This window comes from Bacillus sp. ISL-51 (genome assembly GCF_018613535.1).
Classification (GTDB): Bacteria; Bacillota; Bacilli; order Bacillales; family Bacillaceae; genus Bacillus.
In genome coordinates this window covers 21,894-44,716 of sequence record NZ_JAGGQB010000001.1, presented here as the reverse complement: position 1 = coordinate 44,716, position 22,823 = coordinate 21,894, and the positions used below count along the sequence as shown (strand labels likewise).

Below are 22,823 nucleotides of genomic sequence, written 5' to 3'. Positions count from 1 at the left end.
ATCAATCCGAATGTTCAGACTTCATTTGGATGGAATGAATAAAGACCCCCATTAATAAAATGTAGAAAGCAGCAGAAGGAGGAAGGTCAATGAATTTTGAACTGACAAAAGAACAGCAGATGGTGCGCGAAATGGTCAGAGATTTCGCCAAGAAAGAAATTGCTCCAAAAGCACATGAGGTTGATCAATCAGCCGTCTTCCCGATTGACACATTTAAAAAAATGGGTGAGCTTGGGCTGCTCGGAATTCCGTTTCCGGAAGCATATGGCGGATCGGGCGGCGACACCGTTTCTTATGCATTAGCCGTTGAAGAAATCGGAAAAGCCTGCGGTAGTACGGGATTAAGCTATGCGGCGGCCGTGTCACTCGGCGCAAGCCCCTTATATTACTTCGGAACAGAACAGCAAAAACAAGAACACCTTATCCCGCTTGCTTCCGGAAAGGCACTCGGCTCATTCGGGCTGACAGAACCAAATGCCGGGTCAGATGCGGGCGGAACGCAGACAAAAGCAGAGCGGAAGGGTGATGAATATGTGATCAACGGAGAGAAATGCTGGATCACAAACGCCAATTTCGCCCGCACGGTTATTGTCACAGCCGTCACCGGTAAAAACGAGGCCGGAAAAAATATCATCTCAGCCCTCATTGTCCCGACAGACACACCGGGATTTACAATCACTAATCCTTACGACAAGATGGGTGTCAGAGGATCGGATACAGCCGAACTTTTGCTCGAAGATGTCCGGGTTCCCGCTGATTATCTGCTCGGCGACCCTACAAAGGGCTTTAAACAATTCCTTTATACATTAGACGGCGGCCGGATTTCCATTGCGGCGCTTGCTGTCGGCATCGCTCAAGGGGCACTGGAGGCATCGTTGTCTTACGCGAAGGAACGCAGGCAGTTCGGCAGCTCCATCTCATCTTTTCAAGCGATTCAGTTTAAGCTTGCGGACATGGCAATGGAAATTGAGCTCGCCAGACAAATGGTATTAAAAGCAGCCTGGCTGAAAGATCAGGAGCTCCCGTTTACAAAAGAAGCGGCCTATGCCAAGCTGTTTGCATCAGAAATGGCCGTCAGAACGTGTCTTCAGGCCATTCAAATTCACGGCGGATCAGGCTATATGAAAGAATACGGAGTAGAACGCATGCTTCGCGACGCAAAGCTGATGGAAATCGGCGAAGGAACATCAGAAATTCAAAGAATGGTAATCGCAAGACAGCTGCTGAAGTGAAATGAAAACGTTTACCAAAAGGGAAAGGAGGCGGATCATATGGCTGACCTCATCCATTTGACAGCCGGCAGACTATTAGAGCGGACTGCCGAACTGGTGCCCGATCATGACGCCGTTGTTTATCCCGATCGCGGTCTTCGTTATACGTATGCCGAGTTTGACCTGTTATGCCGCCAAACAGCAAAAGGCCTCATGAAGCTGGGGATTCAAAAAGGGGATCATGTGGCCATATGGGCAGCCAATATACCGGAATGGCTGGCCGCGCAATTTGCAACGGCGAAAATCGGAGCCGTCCTCGTCACGATTAATACAAACTTTCAGACCGCTGAGCTGGATTATCTGCTTACCCATTCAGATGTTTCCGCTCTCATCATCATGGAGTCCTACCGGCAGACATCTTATGCCGATATTGTGAATAAACTAATTCCTGAGCTGAAGCATTCCGAGCCCGGGCAGCTGCGCTCAAAACGATATCCGTTTTTACAAACGGTTTTATTCATCGGTGATAAAAGCCCGCCGGGAATGTATCAATGGGATTTACTGCTCGAGGACGCTAAAGCCGTGACGGATGAAGAGCTTGACGGGAGAATGGACAGCCTGGAAAAGGATGATTGCATCCACATGCAGTATACATCGGGCACGACCGGATTTCCGAAAGGTGTTATGCTCTCGCATTTTAATATCGTAAATAACGCAGCCAATATTGCAGAATGTATGAAACTTACGTCCGGTGACCGTCTATGTATCCCCGTGCCGTTTTTCCATTGCTTCGGTTGCGTGCTCGGCGTGCTGGCATGTGTTTCAGCAGGCGCGGCGATGATACCCGTAGAACAATTTTCTCCCGAAACCGTGCTGAAAACGGCTGAGCAAGAAGCCTGTACGGCGCTCCACGGCGTTCCGACGATGTTTATCGCCCTGCTTCAAAACAGCCGTTTTTCTAAGTATGATCTGTCTCATATCAGAACCGGAATTATGGCAGGGTCTGCATGCCCGGCGGAGGTCATGAAAGAAGTGATCGGCAAAATCGGCATGACAGATATTACGATTGCCTACGGGCAAACGGAAGCATCACCGGTCATTACGCAAACAAGGACCGATGATTCATTTAAAAGAAGAGTGGAAACGGCAGGGCGCGCTTTGCCGCATATCGAGATCAAAATCGTGCGTCCCGGAGCATCGGATGAAGTGCCGCGTGGTGAACAAGGAGAGCTTTGCACCCGCGGATACCATGTCATGAAAGGCTACTACAAAAACGAAGAAGCAACAAAAGAAGCCATTGACACAGACGGCTGGCTTCATACCGGTGACTTGGCTGTCATGGATGAAGCCGGCTACTGCCGGATCACAGGCCGATTAAAAGATATGCTGATCAGAGGCGGCGAAAATATTTATCCGCGGGAGATTGAAGAATTACTGTACCGCCACCCCGCAGTAGCCGATGTCCAAGTCGTCGGAGTGCCTGATCCGAAATACGGAGAAGAAGCTGCTGCATGGATCAGGCTGAAAAAGGGACAAACCGCTTCAGAAGAGGACATCAAAACATACTGCAAAGAAAAAATAGCCCGCTATAAAGTGCCCCGTTATGTTTTGTTCACTGATGAGTATCCCATGACAGCGTCAGGAAAAATTCAGAAATTCAAGCTGAGAGAAAAAACGATTGAAGAGCTCAGGTTATGTTAACGATAAAGGAGGGCTTCACATTTGTTTAATAAAGTCCTGATTGCCAACAGAGGAGAAATCGCCTTAAGAATTATCCGCACTTGCAAACGTCTCGGCATCCCCACGGTTTCTGTATATTCAGAAGCCGACGAAGGCGCCCTGCATACAAAGGCTGCGGATGAAGCTTACCTGATCGGAAAATCGAGAGTAAATGAAAGTTATTTACATATCGATAGAATCATAGCGGCCGCAAAAGAAGCAAAGGCAGACGCCATTCATCCCGGCTACGGACTGCTGTCAGAAAACAGCCGTTTCGCCGAACGATGCCAAAAAGAAAATATAACGTTCATCGGCCCGCCTGCCTCTATCATCGCAAAGATGGGCAGCAAAATAGAGGCCAGAAAAACGATGGAACACGCGGAAGTCCCGATTGTGCCCGGCGTCTCAGAACCCTTGCCTGATGTTCAATCGGCTTTGGCCGCAGCCCGCACCATCGGTTTTCCGGTCATGCTGAAAGCTTCAGCGGGGGGAGGCGGAATCGGCATGCAGCTTGTGCATACAGAAGATGAGCTGGTAAAAGCCTTTGAAGGAAATCAAAAGCGTGCCGCGTCCTTTTTCGGAGACGGCTCGATGTATATGGAAAAAGTCATTGAAAATGCCCGTCATATCGAAATTCAAATTCTCGCAGACTCTTACGGAAACACCGTGCATTTGTTTGAACGTGATTGCTCCGTTCAAAGACGCCACCAAAAAGTGATAGAAGAAGCGCCTTCTCCTTTTGTCGACGGCGAATTGCGGCAAAGGCTCGGCGAAACCGCCGTAAAAGCCGCCAAATCGATCGGCTACCGCAATGCGGGCACGATTGAATTTCTCGTAGATCAAGACAAGCAAATCTATTTCTTAGAGATGAATACAAGACTGCAAGTCGAGCACCCGGTAACAGAGGAAATTACGGGATTTGATCTCGTAGAAGAGCAGCTGAAAATCGCGGCAGGGAAAGCATTGTCCTTCACCCAACAGGACATCACCCACAGCGGGCATGCGATAGAAGTGCGGATTTATGCAGAGGACCCCGTCACCTTTTATCCGTCACCCGGCACAATCTCGTCCTTCTCCGTCTTGCGCCACCCGGAAGTCAGACATGAATGTGCCGTCGCAAACGGGAGTATCGTTTCCCCTTTTTACGACCCGATGATCGCCAAGATGATTGTCACGGGGCAAACGAGAAAACGAGCGATTGAACAACTGAAAACCGCTCTTCGCGAATATCATGTAGAAGGAATCAAAACCAATATTCCGCTGCTTGAGAAGATTGCCCATTCAGAAGCTTTTGAAAAGGGCGAAACAACGACCGATTTTTTAGAATCAGCGAAATAAGGAGGCGTCAAGATGAGTGTCATAAAGATTCAAATGGCAGGGAACCTTTGGAAAATCCATGTCAAAGCAGGCGATGTCGTTGAGGAAGGCCAGGAAGTCGCTATCCTCGAATCTATGAAAATGGAAATTCCGATTATTGCAGATACCGCGGGAACCGTAAAAGAAGTGAAAAAAAGTGAAGGAGATTTTACCGATGAAGGAGAGGTATTGATAGAGCTTCAATAAACGAGGAGGTGCAGCATGAAATGTCCGAAGCATGTCCGTATCAATGAAGTAGGACCGCGTGACGGCTTGCAAAATGAATCGGCATGGGTGGAAACTGAGGATAAAATCACGTGGATCAACATGCTGTCACAGACAGGCCTGCCTTACATTGAAGTGACTTCCTTTGTGCACCCAAAATGGATTCCGGCTCTTCGGGACGGACTGAAAGTCGCAAAGGGCATCACACGGTCAGAAAACACGGTTTACGCGGCACTCGTCCCTAACCGGATCGGGCTGGAACGTGCGATAGAAGGCGGAATCAATCAGGCTTGTGTGTTTTTATCAGCAAGCGAAACCCATAATCAAAAAAATGTGAACAAACCGATTGACCAAACCGTTCAGCAGCTGAAACAGGTCATTGCTGAGGCGAAAGAAGCAAATCTGGCCACAAGAGCTTATTTGTCCACGGTATTCGGATGCCCTTATGAACAGAACGTGCCGGTCGAGCAAGTCGTCCGCCTGTCAGAGACGCTGCTCGAAATGGGAGTTGACGAACTATCGCTGGGTGATACAATCGGCGCGGCAAACCCAGTGCAGGTCATAACCGTTCTTGAGACCCTTTTGCCAAGGTTTCCTATCTCAAAAATCGCACTGCATTTTCATGATACAAGAGGCACGGCACTCGCCAATATCATTCCCGCCCTTGATATGGGGATTACATCCTTTGATACCTCCTCAGGCGGTCTGGGCGGCTGTCCGTACGCTCCCGGATCAGCAGGCAATGCCGCCACAGAAGACGTCATTTATATGCTCGAACAAATGGGAATCGACACAGGAACGGATATGAACAAACTTCTTACGGCCGCTGCATGGATAGAGAAAAAAATCGGCAAAAGCCTGCCAAGCAGAAATCTGCAAGCGTTTAAAACGACATGAGAAAGGAGAAGCCATGGGAGATCATATCCAGTTTTCACCGTATAAAGAAACAATCGGCCTGATCACGCTGAACCGCCCGCAAGCCGCAAATGCGCTGTCATCACAAATGATCGATGAATTACAAAGTATCATCCGGCACATCAAAAACACGCCATCCATCCGCTGTGTCATTCTTACCGGCCTTGGAAACACATTTTGCGCCGGTGCTGATTTGAAAGAAAGAGCGGGAATGAACCATGAACAAGTTAAACAAAGTGTCGGACGCATCGGAGAAACAGCTTCTTCTATTGAATCCCTTCCGCAGCCGGTCATTGCGGCTTTAAACGGAACCGCGGTCGGAGGAGGTCTTGAACTGGCGCTCGCCTGTGATATCAGAATGGCCGCCAGCCATGCCCGCTTCGGTCTCCCGGAAACAGGGTTAGCGATTATTCCGGGAGCGGGAGGGACGCAGAGGCTGCCTCGGCTCATCGGGCCCGGTGCGGCAAAAGAACTGATTTACACCGGCCGGCGCATCACAGCAAAAGAAGGAAAAGATATCAGTCTGATCGAGCATGTGTGTGATGCAGAAGAACTCATGGAACAAGCGAAAACACTGGCCAGCCGGATCGCGGCCAACGGCCCGATTGCCGTCAGACAAGCAAAATTCGCTATAAACAAAGGCTTAGAGGCTGACCTCAATACAGGCCTCGCCATTGAACAAAAAGCTTACGAAACGGTCATACCGACACTTGACAGAGAAGAGGGCTTGCGCGCCTTTAGTGAAAAAAGACCCCCTGAATACAAAGGAAAATAAAACATGGAGGGAATCGGATGGATTACGAAAAAGAAAGACAGGAACGGAGCAAAACCATTGAAAAGGGAGGAGCGGAGAAGTACCACGCAAGCAACGAAAAGAAAGGGAAACTCTTTGTCAGAGACAGGCTGAAGCTTTTATTTGATGACGGCATAGCATTTGAGGACGCTTTTTTTGCCGAATGCATGTCAGATGGGCTTCCTGCTGACGGAGTCGTTACAGGAATCGGGACAATTAACGGCAGAACCGTCTGTGTCATGGCGAACGATTCAACAGTAAAGGCCGGTTCCTGGGGCGCGAAAACGGTGGAAAAAATCATCCGTATTCAGGAGACGGCTGAAAAACTGCAATGCCCGCTCTTATATTTAGTTGATTCAGCAGGGGCGAGAATCACGGATCAAGTCGACATGTTTCCGGGACGAAGGGGAGCCGGGCGCATCTTTTATAATCAAGTAAAGCTGTCGGGACGCATTCCGCAAATCTGTTTATTGTTCGGTCCATCTGCGGCAGGCGGCGCATACATTCCGGCATTTTGCGACATCGTCATCATGGTGGAAGGCAATGCTTCCATGTACTTAGGTTCTCCGCGCATGGCTGAAATGGTGATCGGCGAAAAAGTATCGCTCGAAGAAATGGGAGGGGCCCGCATGCATTGCTCCGTTTCAGGCTGCGGAGATGTACTTGCCCGGACGGAACAGGAAGCAATTGAACTGGCGCAGGCGTATCTCACCTACTTCCCGGCGAATTATACAGAAAAAGCTCCCGTAAGCGGCTTCAGGGACCCAAAAGCATTTGAAAAACCGCTCTCAGACGTGATCCCAACACATCAAAACGCGCCGTTCAACATGATGGACTTAATCGAACGGGTCATCGATGAAGATTCCTTTTTTGAGATAAAAGAATTATTTGCACAGGAATTAATCACGGGGCTCGCAAGAATTCACGGACAGCCGGTCGGCATCATCGCCAACCAGCCGCGTGTGAAAGGCGGAGTTTTATTTCTCGACTCGGCGGATAAAGCGGCCAAATTTATCGCCCTGTGCGACGCATTTCATATCCCGCTCCTCTTTTTAGCAGACATACCCGGTTTTATGATCGGAACGAAAGTTGAGCAGGCCGGCATTATCCGCCATGGCGCAAAAATGATTTCTGCAATGGCTGAAGCGACCGTGCCGAAGCTCTCAGTCATCGTCAGAAAGGCTTACGGGGCCGGTTTATACGCGATGGCGGGTCCTGCGTTTGAACCGGATTGCTGTTTAGCGCTTCCGACGGCGCAAATTGCCGTAATGGGGCCGGAAGCCGCGGTTAATGCGGTGTACGCAAACAAAATCAACGAGCTTTCCCCTGAAGACCGGGCTGCCTTTATCCAAGAAAAACGGGACGAATACAAAGAAGACATCAACCTATACCGCCTGGCTTCTGAAATGGTAATTGACGGCATCGTTCCCGCTGATTCACTGCGCGCGGAGCTCAATCAGCGGCTGACCGCCTACATGTCCAAACAATTGACATTCACCCGCCGAAAACATCCCGTTTATCCTGTATAAGATGCTGACAATCCATAAAAAAAGACTGCATAGAGATCGGTCAAAAACCGTTCTTCTGCGCAGTCTCGTTTTTTTAGTGTCTGGCTTTCATTTTCTTTATGATAAAGTATACAACAATGAATACGAGAGCCAATATAATGATCGGCGTTGTATACATTCCCGCATAATTGTCAACATCTTCCCACTGTCCGCCGAGCTGATACCCGAGATAAACAAAGATGATAGACCACGGAATAATCGCCAGCGTCGTCAATATGACAAATCTGGAAAACGGCATTTTCGCCAAACCCGCCGGGATGGAAATCGCGTGTCTGACGACAGGAATAAACCGCGCCGAAAACACAACTCCGGCGCCGTATCTTCGAAACCAGTTTTCAGCAACATCAATGTGATGTTTTTTCAGCAGTAAATACTTGCCGTACTTGTCCAAAAACGGCCTGCCGCCGTAACGGGCGATCCAGTAAATAAAGCACTGCGCGATCGTACCTCCGATCACGCCGGCGATAATCGCGCCAATAAAACTGATCGTGCCTTCTGACACCATGTAGCCTCCGTAAGCCAAAACAATTTCACTCGGAATAATTTCAATCATCAGCCCGATCGCAATCCCTAAATAGCCCATACTTGTCAGCCAGGATAATATCTCACTAATAAAATTGCCCACATTGTTCACAACCTCTTTATCTTTTTACCCAATTATATGACTGATTGACAAGCAAAATGGTTACAAATTATTTTTTATCCCATTATTTCTTTAGATTCTCTTTTTAAAACCTCTTCTAAATAAGATAAAAGTTTCGGCCTCATTTCTTTCCGCAGCAGTCCGATTTCCGTGCTCGCCTTAAAGCATCCGACCTTATCGCCTATATCAAAACGGCTCCCTTCAAGCTCCCGTGCATAGATGCTGCGGTTAATTGAATTTCGTTCCCCGCACCTCTTCCGATTGTTTTCAAAACTTGAAAAATGGAAGGATTTAATACATAGCGCCCCATTACAGCGATATGGGAGGGCGCCTTTTCGGATGAAGGCTTTTCAACCAAATCCTCAACCTGATACACATGCTGCTTGTGATGCGTCATCTGAATAATGCCGTACTTGCTGACGTCAGCAGGCTCGACAGGCTGTCCGCCGACCACCGCCGTGCCGTATTCATCATATACGTCTAGCAGCTGCAAAAGAGCTGGAGTATCATCACCTAAGAGAACGGCAAATGGCTCATCACCGATAAAATGTTCTGCGCACAGCACAGCATGACCCAACCCGAGCGGCTCTTTTTGGCGGATATAATGAATATTGGCCAAGTTGGCGATCTGCCGCATTTCCTCAAGTATTTCCGTTTTGCCTTTTTCCTTCAGGCTAAATTCCAGCTCCGCCGAGCGGTCAAAATGATCTTCAATCGAGCGTTTGTTTCTTCCTGTAATGATTAAGATATCCTCAACCTGATTGAACGGCCTCTTCTGCGATATATTGGATACGGGTTTATCAACGATCGGAAGCATCTCCTTCGGCTGCTCCTTTGTTGCCGGTAAAAATCTCGTTCCTAAGCCCGCTGCGGGAATAACCGTTTTTCTCACTTTTTTATTCATCCATCTCCACTCCTAGTCTTGTATGTTTTTTAGCGAATCTCCAAATACCCAAATCCGATTTCCGGTAAAGTTCATCATCATTCCGCCGGCCGTTGCAGTCAGCTTGCTCACTAAGAGCGAGCATCCGCCTTTTTGAAAAGCGTAAATCAGTAAAAAGGTAATGCCGGAAGCGGCAATATTGATGATCAGAAAGCGGACAATCTCCTTCCCGTCCGCCTTATGCTCTGCACGAAACGTCCATTTCCGATTCCACACATAGCTGTTTGCGACACCCGCCGTATAGGAACAGACCTGCGCCAGCAGATAAGGGACATGAAAAGCGGCGAGAAGAAAGAAGACACCGAAATCAATCAAAGTATTGCCGGCGCCGACCGTGCAAAAACGGAATAACGTCATCATTTTTTCTTTCAGCATAACGGCATACGATTTTGACCTCCCTTCATAACAAATCGCTGATGGCTGTGTTTATTGTTGATAGTGACTACTTTAGCGGACAGTGTTGAATAAACAATTACTAAAATATGAACAAAAAATGAAAAAGGTTTGATTTTTCCAAGGAGTCAGCAGGGAAGTGACAGCCTTGATCAGAGTATGTTTATGATTGCATGATGCGCCGAAAAAACAGGCAATGAACGAAATCAACTATCAAATTTATCTCAGCGAAAAGACAAAAGAGACCTTTCATTCTCTTTTGTCTTTTTTTGATGCCAGCCCGTCTGCACAGGGAAAATCAGAGTTTATGTTGACATATTTGGGAAGGAACACTAATATTCTATATGAAGTGTTAACTATTATTTATTTTAGGTTAACATTTAGTTTTGACTTAAGCAGAAGGGGGGACAAAAGGATGCAGGGAGAAAAATATTACAGCGTCAGAATGAGAGCTTCCCAACATGGCCCTCATGAAAAGGGCGGAAAACATATATCCGGAGGAGAACGGCTCATTCCTTTCAGCGGCTTGAACCAAGCGGTCAATGACTTAGTACATAAAGGCTTATTCCATTCAAGAGGAACACCGGATTTTATGCAGATTCAGTTTGAAGGCATAGACGAACCGATCAGGCCGATTCACCCTTTGCCTGTTGAAACAAATGAAGTCGATACAGCAGAAAAAGGACAGGCGCTCGCTCAAGAGCTTCTGAAAAAAGCAGGCGTTCCCGGAAATATGATTGACAACGCGTTTCAGGACATCGCTGCATACTCAGAAGTGAGAGGCGCTGTCTTGTTTGATATCCGGTCAGGAAAACGAATGGACGACAGAAACGAAAAGGGTGTTCGGGTCTCCCGCATAGATTGGCCGGAAACCGATTTTCAACAATGGGCATCTGATCACGGAATGCCGGCAAATTCACGATTAAAGGAGGCGCTGGCCATTGCGGCAAAGGTTTGTGAGCATCCGGATATTACAGCTGAATTATGCTGGTCTGATGACCCTGATTACATAACAGGCTACGTTGCTAGTAAAAAGACTGGTTATCAGCGGATCACAAAAATGAAAGACGCAGGAGACGAAAGCGGCTGCAGGATTTTTTTTGTTGATGGATTCATAGATACGGACAGCTGCATCAATTATTTAGAAAAACAGCCGGTCCTTATCCAGCGGGAGGAGAAAAGATGAGGCAATCGATTATTGAAAAAAGCAAAAAATATCTTTGGCTGCCTTTTACACAAATGAAAGATTACGATGAAAATTCGCTAATCATCGAAAGCGGAAACGGAATCAAGCTGAAAGATATCAACGGCAAGGAATACTATGACGGATTTTCTTCGGTGTGGCTCAATGTACACGGACACCGCAAAAAAGAATTAGATGAGGCCATTAAAAAACAGCTTGAAAAAATTGCTCATTCTACACTGCTGGGTATGACAAACGTTCCGGCGACAGAGCTTGCAGAAATGTTAATCAACATCACCCCTGAAAAGCTGACTCGTGTCTTTTATTCTGACAGCGGAGCGGAAGCAATGGAAATTGCTCTGAAAATGGCATTTCAATATTGGAAGAATACAGGGAACCCGGAGAAGCAAAAATTCATTTCTATGAAAAACGGCTACCATGGCGATACGATCGGAGCTGTCAGTGTCGGTTCAATCGAACTTTTCCATCATGTATACGGGCCGCTCATGTTTGAAAGCTTCAAGGCTCCGATCCCTTATGTATACCGCTCGGAAAGCGGTGATCCTAAAGTGTGCCGCGATCAATGCCTGGAAGCGCTCGAAAAGCTGCTGAAGGAACATCACGGAGAAATAGCCGGACTTACTATTGAATCGATGGTTCAAGGAGCCTCCGGCATGATCGTAATGCCTGACGGATTTTTGGCAGGTGTACGTCAGCTTTGTACAAAATATGATGTTTTAATGATTGTTGACGAAGTCGCAACGGGATTTGGCCGCACCGGAAAAATGTTTGCCTGTGAGCATGAAAACGTTCAGCCTGATTTAATGGCGGCAGGGAAAGGAATTACAGGAGGCTATTTGCCGATTGCCGTTACATTTGCGACAGAAGCGATTTACGAAGCATTCTACGACGACTATGAAAAAGTAAAAACATTTTTTCACGGCCATTCGTATACAGGAAATCAGCTCGGCTGTGCAGTAGCGATTGAAAATTTGCGTTTGTTTGAAACTGAGCGCATCGTTCAACAGGTTGCCGAAAAATCAAAAACGGCAGAATTGCTTCTTCATGACCTGACATCGCTTCCTCACGTTGGCGATGTCCGCCAGCTCGGTTTGATGTCCGGTATAGAGCTTGTTCAGACAAAAGAAACAAAACAGCCTTATCCTCCTGAGCAGCGGGTCGGATATAAAGTGTCTTTAAAAATGAGAGAGCTGGGCATGCTGACGAGACCGCTGGGAGATGTAGTTGCCTTTCTTCCTCCGCTCGCCAGCACAACCGAAGAGCTGGAAGCGATGGTATCCATCATGAAAGAAGCGATCCGCGAGGTCACAAGCTGTGAATTTTGACAGCTGGTTAAGCAGAAGGCTCGACATGACGAAAGAAGCCGGGCTGTACCGGACTTTACGGACGAGAGAGCCTGTACTTCGGTCTCAAATGATCTGGGCATCAAATGATTATTTGGGCTTGGCAAATGATGAACGGTTGATATCGTCCGCTAAAACGGCGCTGGACCAATTTGGAGCGGGAAGCAGCGGCTCGCGGTTAACGACGGGCAATACTGTCTGGCATGAAAAGCTCGAACGGAAAATCGCAGACTTCAAACAGACGGAAGCGGCTCTGTTATTTTCAAGCGGATATTTGGCGAACATCGGCGTGCTTTCTACATTGCCTGAAAAAGGAGATGTCATTCTAAGCGATCAATTCAATCATGCCAGTCTGATTGACGGGTGCCGTTTGTCAAAAGCGGACACGATCGTTTACCGCCACATTGATATGGGTGATCTGAAAGAAAAGCTTGCAGCTGTACAGGATTACGAGCGCAGGTTTATTGTCACAGATGGCGTTTTCAGCATGGACGGAACGATTGCGCCTCTTGACCGGATCATTTCGCTTGCGAAACGGTATGAGGCCTTTGTGATTGTGGATGACGCACATGCAACAGGGGTTTTAGGAGAACACGGCAGAGGAACGAGTGAATATTTTGGCGTTTGCCCTGATGTTGTCATCGGCACTTTAAGTAAAGCGGTCGGTACGGAAGGCGGTTTTGCCGCAGGTTCGAAAGTATTAATCGATTTTTTGCTGAATCATGCCAGAACGTTTATCTTTCAGACAGCAGTCCCGCCCGCGGCCTGTGCCGCTGCATATACAGCCTTTCACATTATAGAAGGCCTTCAGGATACACGCCGCCTTTTGCAGTCCTCTGTAAAGATGATGAACACACGCCTGAAAGACATGGGATTTACCGTAAAGGGAGGAGATACTCCGATCATACCCGTCATAATCGGGGATGCTCAAGAAGCTGTTTTATTTGCAAAAAGCCTGGAGGAAAAGGGAATATATGCGCCGGCCATTCGTCCGCCGACTGTTCCCGAAGGAGAGAGCAGAATAAGGCTGACAGTCACAGCTGACCGCAGCGTAAGGGACATAGACGAATTGTCAGAGGCGTTTTATCTCACTGGAAAAGAGTTGAACATGATCAAATGAAGAGTTTTTTTGTTACAGGAACAGATACGGGAGTGGGAAAAACCGTCATATCCTGCGGCCTTGCCGCTTTATTCAAACAAAAGAAGATGGATGTCGGGGTATTTAAACCGTTTTTAAGCGGGATATCGCGCAGCAACCCGAAAAGCGATACATCCTTGCTGAAACAAATGTCACAAACCTTTCTCTCTCACGAAGATATTACTCCTTTTGAAAGTAAAGAGCCGCTTGCGCCGCATGTTGCTTTAATGCTTGAAGGAAGGTCCGTCGACATGGAAGAGGTCATCAATCATTGGAGAATTATAAAAGAAAAGCATGATTGTTTCATAGTCGAGGGAGCAGGCGGAATCTCCGTGCCTCTGGGAGAGGGTTACTTAGTCAGTGATCTAATACGAGCACTGGAATTGCCGATTGTCATTGTAGCAAGGCCTGATCTCGGGACGATTAATCATACGTATTTAACCGTTGAATATGCGAAAAAAATGGGGCTTCAGATCATCGGCATCGTAATCAACGGAACAAGCAGCAGCCCGGGGCCAGATGAAGAGACAAACCCAAAGATGATTGAAACATTATGCGGTGTTCCGATTTTAGGAATAACACCGAAGCTGAAACACGTTACGGCTGAAAACATTCAAAACATGATAGAGGAGCATGTAGATATCTCCTTATTCATGAATCCAATGAAAATGGGGCGAGAAAGATGAATCAATGGATGAATCTTGCAGAAAGAGTGTTGGATGGAGCGGAAGTAACAGACAAAGAAGCGCTTGCTATTTTAGAATGTCCTGATGAAGATATCTTATTGCTTATGCATGCCGCTTTTCAAATCAGAAAACGTTACTACGGAAAAAAAGTAAAGCTCAACATGATTATGAATGCGAAATCCGGCCTCTGTCCGGAAAATTGCGGGTACTGTTCTCAATCCGCCATATCAAAAGCGCCGATCGAGTCTTATCGGTTGGTTGACAAACATATATTGCTTAAAGGGGCAAAACGCGCCCATGATTTAAATATAGGAACATACTGTATCGTCGCCAGCGGCAGAGGCCCGTCAAATAGAGAAGTAGACCAAGTTGTTGAGGCTGTCAAAGAAATCAAAGAGACCTACGGTTTGAAAATCTGTGCATGTCTCGGACTGTTAAAACCGGAGCAGGCGCAGCGCCTGAAACAGGCCGGGGTTGACCGATACAATCATAACATCAATACATCCAAAAGAAACCATGCAAACATTACGACCTCACACACGTATGACGACAGAGTCAATACAGTGGAAACGGCCAAAAAATCGGGTATGTCTCCGTGTTCAGGCGTCATCGTCGGCATGAAGGAGGCGAAACAGGACGTCGTCGATATGGCGAAAAGCTTGAAAGTGCTTGATGCCGACTCCATTCCGGTTAATTTTTTGCATGCTATTGACGGCACTCCGTTAGAAGGAGTGAGTGAATTAAACCCGGTTTATTGTTTGAAAGTTTTGGCCATGTTCCGATTCATTCATCCGTCAAAGGAAATCCGGATCTCAGGCGGGCGGGAAGTCAACCTTGGTTCGCTCCAGCCTCTGGGGCTGTATGCCGCAAATTCGATTTTCGTCGGAGATTACTTAACAACGGCAGGGCAGAATGAAACAGAAGACCATAAGATGCTGCATGATTTAGGGTTTGAAGTCGAATCAGTCGAAGAAATGAAAGCCAGTTTACAAGCTGCTTCCCATACGGAGGGATAACATGACGTCTGATTTACATACGGCAAAGCCAAGCCTCCTTACTGATTCGGATTTTTGGAGAGACCCTTATCCGTTTTATGATAACCTGCGGTCCGTTGATCCGATTTATAAAGGAACCGTTTTAAAATATCCGGGCTGGTATGTCACCGGGTATAAAGAGGCGGCTGCGATTCTGAAAGACACCCGATTTAAAAATCGCATTCCTCTTCCTGAAGCTTCAACAAAATATGAAAATCTTACACATATCCAGCAAGATATGCTGTTATTTAAAAACCAATCAGACCATAAGCGGATGCGGATGCTTATCGGTAAAGAATTTACCGTGGAAACGGCGGAATCACTTCGCCCCTGTATAAAAGAAACGGTTCATGACTTGTTGGATCAAATCCAAAACAGAAAAAACGCGGACCTTGTTTCAGAGTTTGCCTTTCCATTGGCAAGCCTCATCATAGCGAAGTTACTCGGAGTGCCGAAAGAGGAAAGATTCGAATTCAGACAATGGACGGCAGACGTCATACAAGCCATTGATTTTACCCGGTCAAGAAAGGCGTTAGTCAAAGCCAGCGACACAGCCGCCAAGCTGACGGCATATTTTAGAGACTTGATTCACAAGCGGAAAGCGCAGCCTCAGGAAGACTTAATCAGCAAGTTCATGATGGAGGAACAGCTTTCAGAAGAGGAAGTACTTGCGACATGTATCTTACTAGTTATAGCCGGACACGAGACAACGGTAAACCTCATTAGCAATGGAGTGTTTTCTTTATTGAAGCACCCGGAACAGCTTAGCCTACTGAAGAAAAACCCTCTGCTTATTGAATCTGCAGTCGAGGAATGTCTGCGCTACGACAGCCCGACGCAGCTGACGGCACGCACCGCTTCGGAAGAATGCGAAATAAATGGAAAGATCATAAAAACAGGTGAGCAGGTATATATCCTTTTAGGCGCAGCCAATCGCGATCCGAGCATATTCGATCATCCTCACAAACTGGACATCGCCAGAAAACCGAATCCGCATCTGGCATTCGGAAGGGGCGCCCATTTTTGCGCGGGCTCCTCATTGGCGCGCATCGAAGCACAAATTGCAATTCTCACACTGTTTGAACGGATGCCTAAGCTTCGGCTGGCTGTATCCGGGCTTGAATACCGAAAGCTCATTGGTTTTAGGACGCTGACAGAGCTTCCCGTTATCCTCAGCTGATACTATGCAAGAGGGCTGGTTTAAAAATCCAGTCCCTCTTGCAGGAAATAAATGAAAGAGAAGAGAATATTATAAAGCAAAATTTCCGCTGAAACCATCACACTTATCTAAAAAACCACTTCAAAGCAGCTATTCAATGTAACGCCGTCAAGTGTTAAGGGACAGAGGCTGTTTTTTCATTCGCTGACCACCCGATGAAACTGTGATACTTTGCTCAAAACTGGCATGTCTTTTGTTTATCTTCTTATTGTAAGCGTTTACCGCATATAGGAAAGAGGGATGCTTGTGGACATTATTATTATTCTTTTGTCATTAGGCTTGCTGATGTTTGCGGCTTACCGGGGATTTTCAGTCATTTTATTTGCCCCGATTTGTGCGCTGTTTGCTGTGCTCTTGACAGATCCAAGCTTCGTACTTCCTTTCTTCTCGAATATATTTATGGAGAAGATGGTAGGATTTATTAAGCTGTATTTTCCCGTATTTCTTTTGGGGGCGGTTTTTGGCAAGGTCGTTGAAATATCCGGGCTCGCCGAGTCGATTGCAAAAACGATCGTCAGACTTGTTGGAGCAAAAAGAGCCATTCTCGCCATTGTCTTAATGGGTGCGATTTTAACGTACAGCGGCGTCAGCCTCTTCGTAGCAGTGTTTGCGATCTATCCGTTTGCTAAGAACCTATTTATGAAAGCCGATATCCCCAAGCGTCTGATACCGGGAACGATTGCATTGGGCGCTTTTACATTTACGATGGATGCGCTCCCCGGCACACCGCAAATTCAGAATGTCATTCCGACAGCATTTTTTAAAACAGACATTTATGCCGCTCCCTGGCTCGGACTGTTTGGGGCAGCATTTGTTCTTACAGCCGGAATGCTTTATTTAGAATCCCGGCGCAAGAAAGCGGCCAAAGCAGGAGAAGGCTATGCTGGATTCCAATCTGAAGTTTCTGCTGGAAAGGAATCCTCAGATCTGGCTTATGAAAAAAAAACGCCTGCTTTGCCGCAAGAAGCAGAACCCGGTATAACGCGGCAAGTGCTCGCCTTTGTTCCGCTTATCCTTGTCGGGGTAATGAACAAATGCTTCACTATGTGGATCCCGCATTGGTATCCCAACGGATTTGATTTTGCGCCGCTCGGCTTAGAAGCATTCGGGAAGATTGACCTTTCCTCCGTCACTGCGATCTGGTCAGTAGAACTAGCACTGTTCATCGGTATCATCACAACGATTTTGTTCGACTGGAAAAAAGTGCTCGCCAATTTGAAAGAAGGGCTGAATGAGGGCATCGGGGGCGCCTTGCTGGCATCGATGAATACAGGAGCCGAATACGGATTCGGCGGCATCATCGCAGCGCTTCCCAGCTTCAAAACGGTCAGCAGCGGCATATCGCAGACGTTTACTGACCCGCTTGTCAACGGAGCAGTGACGACTACTGCGCTTGCCGGGATTACAGGATCGGCATCAGGAGGAATGGGCATCGCCTTAAGCACGATGTCAGCAGCATATACAGAAGCAATCAATACATTTCACATCCCGCCGGAGGTCATGCACCGGGTGATCTCGATGGCCTCCGGCGGAATGGACACTCTTCCGCATAATGGCGCCGTCATTACGCTGCTTGCGGTCACCGGTTTGACCCACCGCCAATCCTACAGAGATATCTTTGCCATTACCATCATCAAAACAGCCGCTGTATTTGTCATCATCGCTATTTACAGTCTGACGGGCCTTGTGTAGTCAAAACAGAAAGGGGAAGTGAACATGGGAAAAGGAAAAGTGATGGACTCTTATCAAGATGCTGCTGAACTGATCAAGGACGGAGACACCCTCATCGCAGGAGGATTCGGTCTGTGCGGCATCCCGGAACAATTAATTCTCGCAATCAGGGACAGCGGCGTGAAAAACTTGACTGTTGTCAGTAATAACTGCGGTGTTGATGATTGGGGATTAGGCCTGCTGCTTGCGAATCGGCAGATCAAAAAAATGGTCGCATCCTATGTGGGAGAAAACAAAACCTTTGAACGGCAATTTTTAAGCGGAGAGCTGGAAGTCGAATTGGTTCCCCAAGGAACGCTCGCCGAAAGAATTCGCGCGGGCGGCGCGGGCATTCCGGGGTTTTATACATCTGCGGGGGTCGGAACATCAGTCGCCGAGGGAAAGGAACATAAGACATTTGACGGACGCACCTATCTCCTGGAGAAAGGAATTACAGGGAACGCCGCCATCGTAAAGGCGTGGAAAGCCGATCCTCTCGGCAACCTGATGTTCAGAAAGACGGCAAGAAATTTCAATCCGCTCGCTGCAATGGCAGGCAAAGTAACGATTGCAGAGGCTGAAGAAATCGTCGATGTCGGAGAGCTTGATCCGGATCATATTCACACGCCGGGTATTTTTGTGCAGCACGTGCTGCTCGGAACGAGTCATGAAAAACGGATCGAACGCCGCACCGTCCGGCAAGCATGATAAAGGAGGCTGATAGAATGAGAGATAGCAGAAAACGAATGATCAAGCGTGCTGTAATGGAGATTAAAGACGGAATGAATGTGAACTTAGGGATAGGGATGCCGACGCTTGTAGCCAATGAGATACCGAATGATTATAACGTACTGCTTCAGTCTGAAAACGGCTTGCTCGGGATTGGTCCTTACCCGGCGGAAGGAACGGAGGACCCGGATCTGATCAATGCGGGAAAAGAAACCATTACCGAGGTTATGGGAGCCTCCTATTTTGACAGTGCCGAATCCTTTGCCATGATTCGCGGCGGTCACATTGACTTAGCGATCCTCGGCGGGATGGAAGTATCCGAACGGGGGGATTTGGCGAACTGGATGATCCCCGGAAAAATGATCAAAGGAATGGGCGGCGCCATGGACTTGGTCCACGGAGCAAAACGGATTGTTGTCATCATGGAGCACGTTAATAAATATGGAGAATCTAAAGTGAAAACGGACTGTACGCTGCCTTTAACCGGCAGGCAAGTGGTCGATCGGCTGATCACAGACTTGGCTGTATTCGATTTTCTTGATGGCGGTATGACGCTGACCGAACTGCAGGAAGGTGTAACAATGGAGGAGGTTTTTGAGAAAACAGAAGGTCATTTTACAGTCAGCCAGTCATTAAAGAACGGGGTCAGACAAAAATAAGGAGGTGCGTCATGAATTCCTTGCTTACAGAGAAAGCAGCTATTGTGACAGGAGCCGCCGGGGGAATCGGATTTGAGATCGCAAAGGAATTTGCCCGTGAAGGAGCAGCCGTTATCATATCTGATGTAAACGAACAAGCGGGAAAAGAAGCGGCGGCAAGGCTGAAAGAGGAAGGCTGTGAAGCAGTCAGCATTACATGTGATGTGACAAATGAAAAGCAAGTAGCCGACATGCTGCAAACGGTTGAGAAGCAATTCGGACGCCTTGACATACTCGTTAATAATGCGGGCATTCAGCATGTCGCACCCATCGAGGAATTTCCCACAGAACAGTTCGAATGGCTCATTCGTGTCATGCTGACCGCGCCATTTATCGCCATGAAACATGCATTTCCCATTATGAAAAAACAGCAATTCGGACGGATCATTAATATGGCCTCCGTTAACGGATTGATCGGTTTTTTCGGCAAATCTGCTTACAACAGCGCGAAGCATGGTGTCATCGGATTAACGAAGGTGGGCGCCCTTGAAGGGGCTGCTGACGGAATCACGGTCAATGCGCTTTGCCCGGGATATGTGGACACTCAGCTTGTCCGCAATCAGTTAAAGGACATTTCCGAAACAAGGGATGTACCGTATGAACGGGTGCTCGAGGATGTTATCTTCCCGCTGGTTCCGCAAAAACGTCTGCTGTCAGTGAAAGAAATTGCTGATTACGCAGTATTTTTGGCCAGCGACAAAGCAAAAGGCGTCACCGGCCAGGCCGTTGTTCTTGATGGGGGCTATACCGCTCAATAACCGTTTCTTGATTTACGGAGAAAGCCTCTCCTATGATAAATAATGATGAAATGAATTAGTCTAATCATTAAAGAGACAATCTCAGGAGGCGAAAAAGCTTTTTTATTCAATCCCGCACTTGTGACTTGATTTTAATTTACATTAGAACAAGTGCGGACGTGCCGGGAAAAAACGGTCTGCTGCGAATACTTTTTCCATTCGCGGCAGACCGTTTCATAATGATGAAAACGATATATGCAGAGGGACATAAACAAGAGTCCTTTTAAGATTTATTATGGATTTCTATAAATTAGGAATCTTTTTTTGTGGATTTTTCCTTCTCATTTAAAAGGGATATAAAGTGGGTTCTTTATAAATAAAATGACAAAATCTGACGGTATTCGAAAGGAAATTGGAGAATCATGCAGAAATGTTTACAATAAAGTGAGTTATGGCTAAAAAAAGAATGTTCATTAATATATTTAAAAGAAGCAGTATTTTGAAAATAACTATATTTTAAGAGAATGAAAACATTTCTTACAGGGATCAGCCGAAGAAATATTCGGGAATTCACAAAACGCTGTCGCAAATAATAGATTGCGGGAGTCCGTGCCTTGATTCCATATAAACATACAAAAGTACTGAAAGCTTTTTGTTTTCATACAAGACTGAACCAAAGTACTAAATTCGCTTCTAGTTCTAAATTCCTCTTATGATGATGCAGCTGCCCGATTTAGCAGATATTATGAACCGATTTACTGCGTCAATCGGTACCCGTATCTAGCAGGATCTTCATATGACCTGCCATGTTGATTCATCCATGCGAATTTCCTCACCCAGATCCGTTCCTTGTCGCAGAAGCTATAATCAAGCGTAATCAAATCACAACACCTTCCCAGACATACAAACGAATCCGCTAACAACGAACAACAGATATTTAATGGTTGGCCGCAATTATGCCAATGGTCCTAATACATATGAAGCACCACGGTCATGGTTTGAATGATGAAAGATCAGTAATAGGCTTCCATGCAGGCCCGATGTATTTTCCATCACTCAGGACAGGTATGCTTGTTAACAAGATCGGCCGCACAGCCGTGTCGAGCTATACACCTGCTATTCAATGCAGGCTCTCATCATTGCTTTTCCAGACTGTTTTTTCGGTCTTAGTGCCATGTTGTATTTTATGAATAGATGTATCTAGTTCGTCAGCAAAAACGAACATAACTCCTCCTAAAGTATTCTATACAGATTTGTTATAATCATGCTACGATTCTATATATAGGGATATTTTGTATGATTATGGATCCCTGTTTAATAAGATTGGAGGGAGCTAATGAACAGTCTCGCCTTTTTATTTCCTGGACAAGGTTCTCAATTTGTAGGGATGGGCAAAAGTTTTTGGAATGATTTTGTGCTCGCGAAGAGATTATTTGAAGAAGCGAGCGATGCTATCTCCTTGGATGTAAAAAAGCTTTGTTTTGACGGAGATATGAATGAATTGACAAAGACGATGAATGCGCAGCCCGCCATTTTAACGGTCAGTGTCATTGCATTTCAAGTGTATATGCAAGAAATTGGGGTTAAACCGCGTTTTCTGGCAGGTCATAGCTTAGGAGAATATTCAGCGCTTGTCTGTGCCGGCGCCCTTTCATTTCAAGAGGCCGTTAAGCTTGTTAGGCAGCGAGGAGTCCTTATGCAAAATGCAGATCCTCAGCAGCTGGGGACGATGGCCGCAGTAACTCAGATCCCTCTCCAAACATTGCAAGAAATATGTTCAGAAATGTCGACGGAAGACTTTCCGGCAGGTGTAGCTTGCATGAATTCGGATCAGCAGCATGTGATTTCCGGACATCGGCAAGCTGTGGAACGTGTCACTAAGATAGCGGAGGAAAAGGGGGCTAAGCACACTTATTTGAACGTCAGCGCTCCTTTTCATAGTTCGATGATACGGCCGGCATCTGAACAATTCCAGGCTGCATTACATCAGTATACATTCAAGGATGCTGCATGGCCGATCATTTCGAATGTCACCGCGTGCCCGTACCGTAATGGGAATTCGGTCAAGGAACATCTGCAGCAGCACATGACGATGCCGGTAAGATGGGCAGAATCGATGCATTACTTGCTTTTACATAGAGTCACAGAAGTCATCGAAATGGGTCCCAAGAATGTCTTAGTCAGTCTGTTGAAAAAAATAACGAATCATATTGCAGCTTATTCTTTAGGAGAAACATCTGACGTTCATTACCTTTCCAATTCGGCGGAAAGACATAAAAATGTTGTCCATTTACGCAAGAAGCAGCTGCATAAAATGATGATTCAATCTATCATTTCGCGAAATTATAACAAAGATGCATTGGCATATTCCAATCTGGTCACACCATTATTTGCACAGTTGCAACTGCTCAAAGAGAGAATGGAAAGGAATGAAAATGAGCTTTCAGAAGACGAGCTCGATCATTCGATCCATTTATGTCAACACATTTTTGAGGCTAAACAAATTCCGGCTGTGGAACAATTGCGGATTTTAAAATAAAGCTGCCTTGGAGGAAACCT

General features: G+C 46.7%; 21 protein-coding genes and 1 pseudogene. 19 read left to right on the top strand and 3 right to left on the bottom strand.

The features are described from left to right. Nucleotides 1-89: 89 nt before the first annotated feature. From J7E26_RS00115 to J7E26_RS00085, 7 genes are read left to right on the top strand one after another with little or no spacing between them, the layout of a single operon-like run. Entirely contained in the window at nt 90-1,232 is a 1,143-nt protein-coding gene (locus J7E26_RS00115; RefSeq protein WP_214804090.1) for an acyl-CoA dehydrogenase family protein, read from the top strand. A 39-nt stretch (nt 1,233-1,271) separates the two neighbouring features. Beyond that, nucleotides 1,272-2,912, top strand: coding sequence for an AMP-binding protein (locus J7E26_RS00110; protein WP_214804091.1), 1,641 nt, complete (start codon nt 1,272-1,274; stop codon nt 2,910-2,912). A gap of 21 nt (nt 2,913-2,933) precedes the next feature. Further along, on the top strand, nt 2,934-4,268 hold the full coding sequence (locus J7E26_RS00105) for an acetyl-CoA carboxylase biotin carboxylase subunit (RefSeq protein WP_214804092.1): 1,335 nt from the start codon (nt 2,934-2,936) through the stop codon (nt 4,266-4,268). Nucleotides 4,269-4,280: 12 nt separating this feature from the next. After that, entirely contained in the window at nt 4,281-4,493 is a 213-nt protein-coding gene (locus J7E26_RS00100; protein ID WP_214804093.1) for an acetyl-CoA carboxylase biotin carboxyl carrier protein subunit, read from the top strand. Between the two features lie 15 nt (nt 4,494-4,508). Next, nucleotides 4,509-5,408 (top strand): hydroxymethylglutaryl-CoA lyase, encoded by a 900-nt coding sequence (locus tag J7E26_RS00095; protein WP_214804094.1) that lies wholly within the window; start codon nt 4,509-4,511, stop codon nt 5,406-5,408. Between the two features lie 13 nt (nt 5,409-5,421). Further along, nucleotides 5,422-6,201 (top strand): enoyl-CoA hydratase, encoded by a 780-nt coding sequence (locus J7E26_RS00090; RefSeq protein ID WP_214804095.1) that lies wholly within the window; start codon nt 5,422-5,424, stop codon nt 6,199-6,201. A 17-nt stretch (nt 6,202-6,218) separates the two neighbouring features. Next, a complete protein-coding gene (locus J7E26_RS00085) occupies nt 6,219-7,748 on the top strand; it encodes an acyl-CoA carboxylase subunit beta (protein ID WP_214804096.1) in 1,530 nt (509 codons plus the stop codon). A 73-nt stretch (nt 7,749-7,821) separates the two neighbouring features. Here J7E26_RS00085 and uptA read toward each other — a convergent pair whose 3' ends face one another. The 3 genes from uptA to J7E26_RS00070 form a co-directional block, all read right to left on the bottom strand. Further along, complete coding sequence (gene uptA, locus J7E26_RS00080) at nt 7,822-8,412, bottom strand: undecaprenyl phosphate transporter UptA (protein WP_214804097.1); 591 nt, start codon at nt 8,410-8,412, stop codon at nt 7,822-7,824. Nucleotides 8,413-8,611: 199 nt separating this feature from the next. Next, nucleotides 8,612-9,334, bottom strand: coding sequence for a UTP--glucose-1-phosphate uridylyltransferase (locus J7E26_RS00075; protein ID WP_214984601.1), 723 nt, complete (start codon nt 9,332-9,334; stop codon nt 8,612-8,614). Nucleotides 9,335-9,346: 12 nt separating this feature from the next. Beyond that, nucleotides 9,347-9,748, bottom strand: a complete 402-nt coding sequence (locus J7E26_RS00070) for a GtrA family protein (protein WP_214804098.1) — start codon at nt 9,746-9,748, stop codon at nt 9,347-9,349. A 433-nt stretch (nt 9,749-10,181) separates the two neighbouring features. Between J7E26_RS00070 and J7E26_RS00065 the strand changes: the two genes are divergently transcribed. The 12 genes and pseudogenes from J7E26_RS00065 (at nt 10,182) to fabD (ending at nt 22,803) form a co-directional block, all read left to right on the top strand. Then, a complete protein-coding gene (locus tag J7E26_RS00065; RefSeq protein WP_214804099.1) occupies nt 10,182-10,952 on the top strand; it encodes a 6-carboxyhexanoate--CoA ligase in 771 nt (256 codons plus the stop codon). Further along, on the top strand, nt 10,949-12,295 hold the full coding sequence (gene bioA, locus J7E26_RS00060) for an adenosylmethionine--8-amino-7-oxononanoate transaminase (protein WP_214804100.1): 1,347 nt from the start codon (nt 10,949-10,951) through the stop codon (nt 12,293-12,295). The genes J7E26_RS00065 and bioA overlap by 4 nt, the downstream gene beginning before the upstream one ends. Continuing rightward, complete coding sequence (bioF, locus tag J7E26_RS00055; protein WP_214804101.1) at nt 12,285-13,433, top strand: 8-amino-7-oxononanoate synthase; 1,149 nt, start codon at nt 12,285-12,287, stop codon at nt 13,431-13,433. Before bioA ends, bioF begins: the two co-directional genes overlap by 11 nt. After that, nucleotides 13,430-14,137 (top strand): dethiobiotin synthase, encoded by a 708-nt coding sequence (gene bioD / locus J7E26_RS00050; RefSeq protein WP_214804102.1) that lies wholly within the window; start codon nt 13,430-13,432, stop codon nt 14,135-14,137. The genes bioF and bioD overlap by 4 nt, the downstream gene beginning before the upstream one ends. Continuing rightward, nucleotides 14,134-15,153 (top strand): biotin synthase BioB, encoded by a 1,020-nt coding sequence (gene bioB, locus J7E26_RS00045; RefSeq protein ID WP_214804103.1) that lies wholly within the window; start codon nt 14,134-14,136, stop codon nt 15,151-15,153. Before bioD ends, bioB begins: the two co-directional genes overlap by 4 nt. A 1-nt stretch (nt 15,154) precedes the next feature. Then, nucleotides 15,155-16,351 carry a cytochrome P450 gene (locus J7E26_RS00040; protein WP_214804104.1) on the top strand — a complete coding sequence of 399 codons (1,197 nt, stop codon included), beginning with the start codon at nt 15,155-15,157 and terminating at the stop codon, nt 16,349-16,351. Nucleotides 16,352-16,636: 285 nt separating this feature from the next. Next, on the top strand, nt 16,637-18,082 hold the full coding sequence (locus J7E26_RS00035; RefSeq protein ID WP_214804105.1) for a GntP family permease: 1,446 nt from the start codon (nt 16,637-16,639) through the stop codon (nt 18,080-18,082). Between the two features lie 24 nt (nt 18,083-18,106). After that, entirely contained in the window at nt 18,107-18,808 is a 702-nt protein-coding gene (locus J7E26_RS00030) for a CoA transferase subunit A (RefSeq protein WP_214804106.1), read from the top strand. A gap of 17 nt (nt 18,809-18,825) precedes the next feature. After that, nucleotides 18,826-19,488, top strand: coding sequence for a 3-oxoacid CoA-transferase subunit B (locus tag J7E26_RS00025; RefSeq protein ID WP_214804107.1), 663 nt, complete (start codon nt 18,826-18,828; stop codon nt 19,486-19,488). An 11-nt stretch (nt 19,489-19,499) separates the two neighbouring features. Continuing rightward, a complete protein-coding gene (locus J7E26_RS00020; RefSeq protein WP_214804108.1) occupies nt 19,500-20,285 on the top strand; it encodes a 3-hydroxybutyrate dehydrogenase in 786 nt (261 codons plus the stop codon). A gap of 923 nt (nt 20,286-21,208) precedes the next feature. Beyond that, nucleotides 21,209-21,367: pseudogene (locus tag J7E26_RS18120) on the top strand (MFS transporter); the annotation flags it as partial. A gap of 233 nt (nt 21,368-21,600) precedes the next feature. After that, complete coding sequence (gene fabD / locus J7E26_RS00015) at nt 21,601-22,803, top strand: ACP S-malonyltransferase (RefSeq protein WP_214804109.1); 1,203 nt, start codon at nt 21,601-21,603, stop codon at nt 22,801-22,803. Nucleotides 22,804-22,823: the final 20 nt, after the last annotated feature.

What these genes read in the sequence shown, in the direction of transcription:
- J7E26_RS00115 (WP_214804090.1), top strand. Translation starts at nt 90, where the DNA reads ATGAATTTTGAACTGACAAAAGAACAGCAGATGGTGCGCGAAATGGTC.
- J7E26_RS00110 (WP_214804091.1), top strand. Translation starts at nt 1,272, where the DNA reads ATGGCTGACCTCATCCATTTGACAGCCGGCAGACTATTAGAGCGGACT.
- J7E26_RS00100 (WP_214804093.1), top strand. Translation starts at nt 4,281, where the DNA reads ATGAGTGTCATAAAGATTCAAATGGCAGGGAACCTTTGGAAAATCCAT.
- J7E26_RS00095 (WP_214804094.1), top strand. Translation starts at nt 4,509, where the DNA reads ATGAAATGTCCGAAGCATGTCCGTATCAATGAAGTAGGACCGCGTGAC.
- J7E26_RS00090 (WP_214804095.1), top strand. Translation starts at nt 5,422, where the DNA reads ATGGGAGATCATATCCAGTTTTCACCGTATAAAGAAACAATCGGCCTG.
- J7E26_RS00085 (WP_214804096.1), top strand. Translation starts at nt 6,219, where the DNA reads ATGGATTACGAAAAAGAAAGACAGGAACGGAGCAAAACCATTGAAAAG.
- J7E26_RS00075 (WP_214984601.1), bottom strand. Translation starts at nt 9,334, where the DNA reads ATGAATAAAAAAGTGAGAAAAACGGTTATTCCCGCAGCGGGCTTAGGA.
- J7E26_RS00070 (WP_214804098.1), bottom strand. Translation starts at nt 9,748, where the DNA reads ATGCTGAAAGAAAAAATGATGACGTTATTCCGTTTTTGCACGGTCGGC.
- J7E26_RS00065 (WP_214804099.1), top strand. Translation starts at nt 10,182, where the DNA reads ATGCAGGGAGAAAAATATTACAGCGTCAGAATGAGAGCTTCCCAACAT.
- bioA (WP_214804100.1), top strand. Translation starts at nt 10,949, where the DNA reads ATGAGGCAATCGATTATTGAAAAAAGCAAAAAATATCTTTGGCTGCCT.
- bioD (WP_214804102.1), top strand. Translation starts at nt 13,430, where the DNA reads ATGAAGAGTTTTTTTGTTACAGGAACAGATACGGGAGTGGGAAAAACC.
- bioB (WP_214804103.1), top strand. Translation starts at nt 14,134, where the DNA reads ATGAATCAATGGATGAATCTTGCAGAAAGAGTGTTGGATGGAGCGGAA.
- J7E26_RS00040 (WP_214804104.1), top strand. Translation starts at nt 15,155, where the DNA reads ATGACGTCTGATTTACATACGGCAAAGCCAAGCCTCCTTACTGATTCG.
- J7E26_RS00030 (WP_214804106.1), top strand. Translation starts at nt 18,107, where the DNA reads ATGGGAAAAGGAAAAGTGATGGACTCTTATCAAGATGCTGCTGAACTG.
- J7E26_RS00025 (WP_214804107.1), top strand. Translation starts at nt 18,826, where the DNA reads ATGAGAGATAGCAGAAAACGAATGATCAAGCGTGCTGTAATGGAGATT.
- J7E26_RS00020 (WP_214804108.1), top strand. Translation starts at nt 19,500, where the DNA reads ATGAATTCCTTGCTTACAGAGAAAGCAGCTATTGTGACAGGAGCCGCC.
- fabD (WP_214804109.1), top strand. Translation starts at nt 21,601, where the DNA reads ATGAACAGTCTCGCCTTTTTATTTCCTGGACAAGGTTCTCAATTTGTA.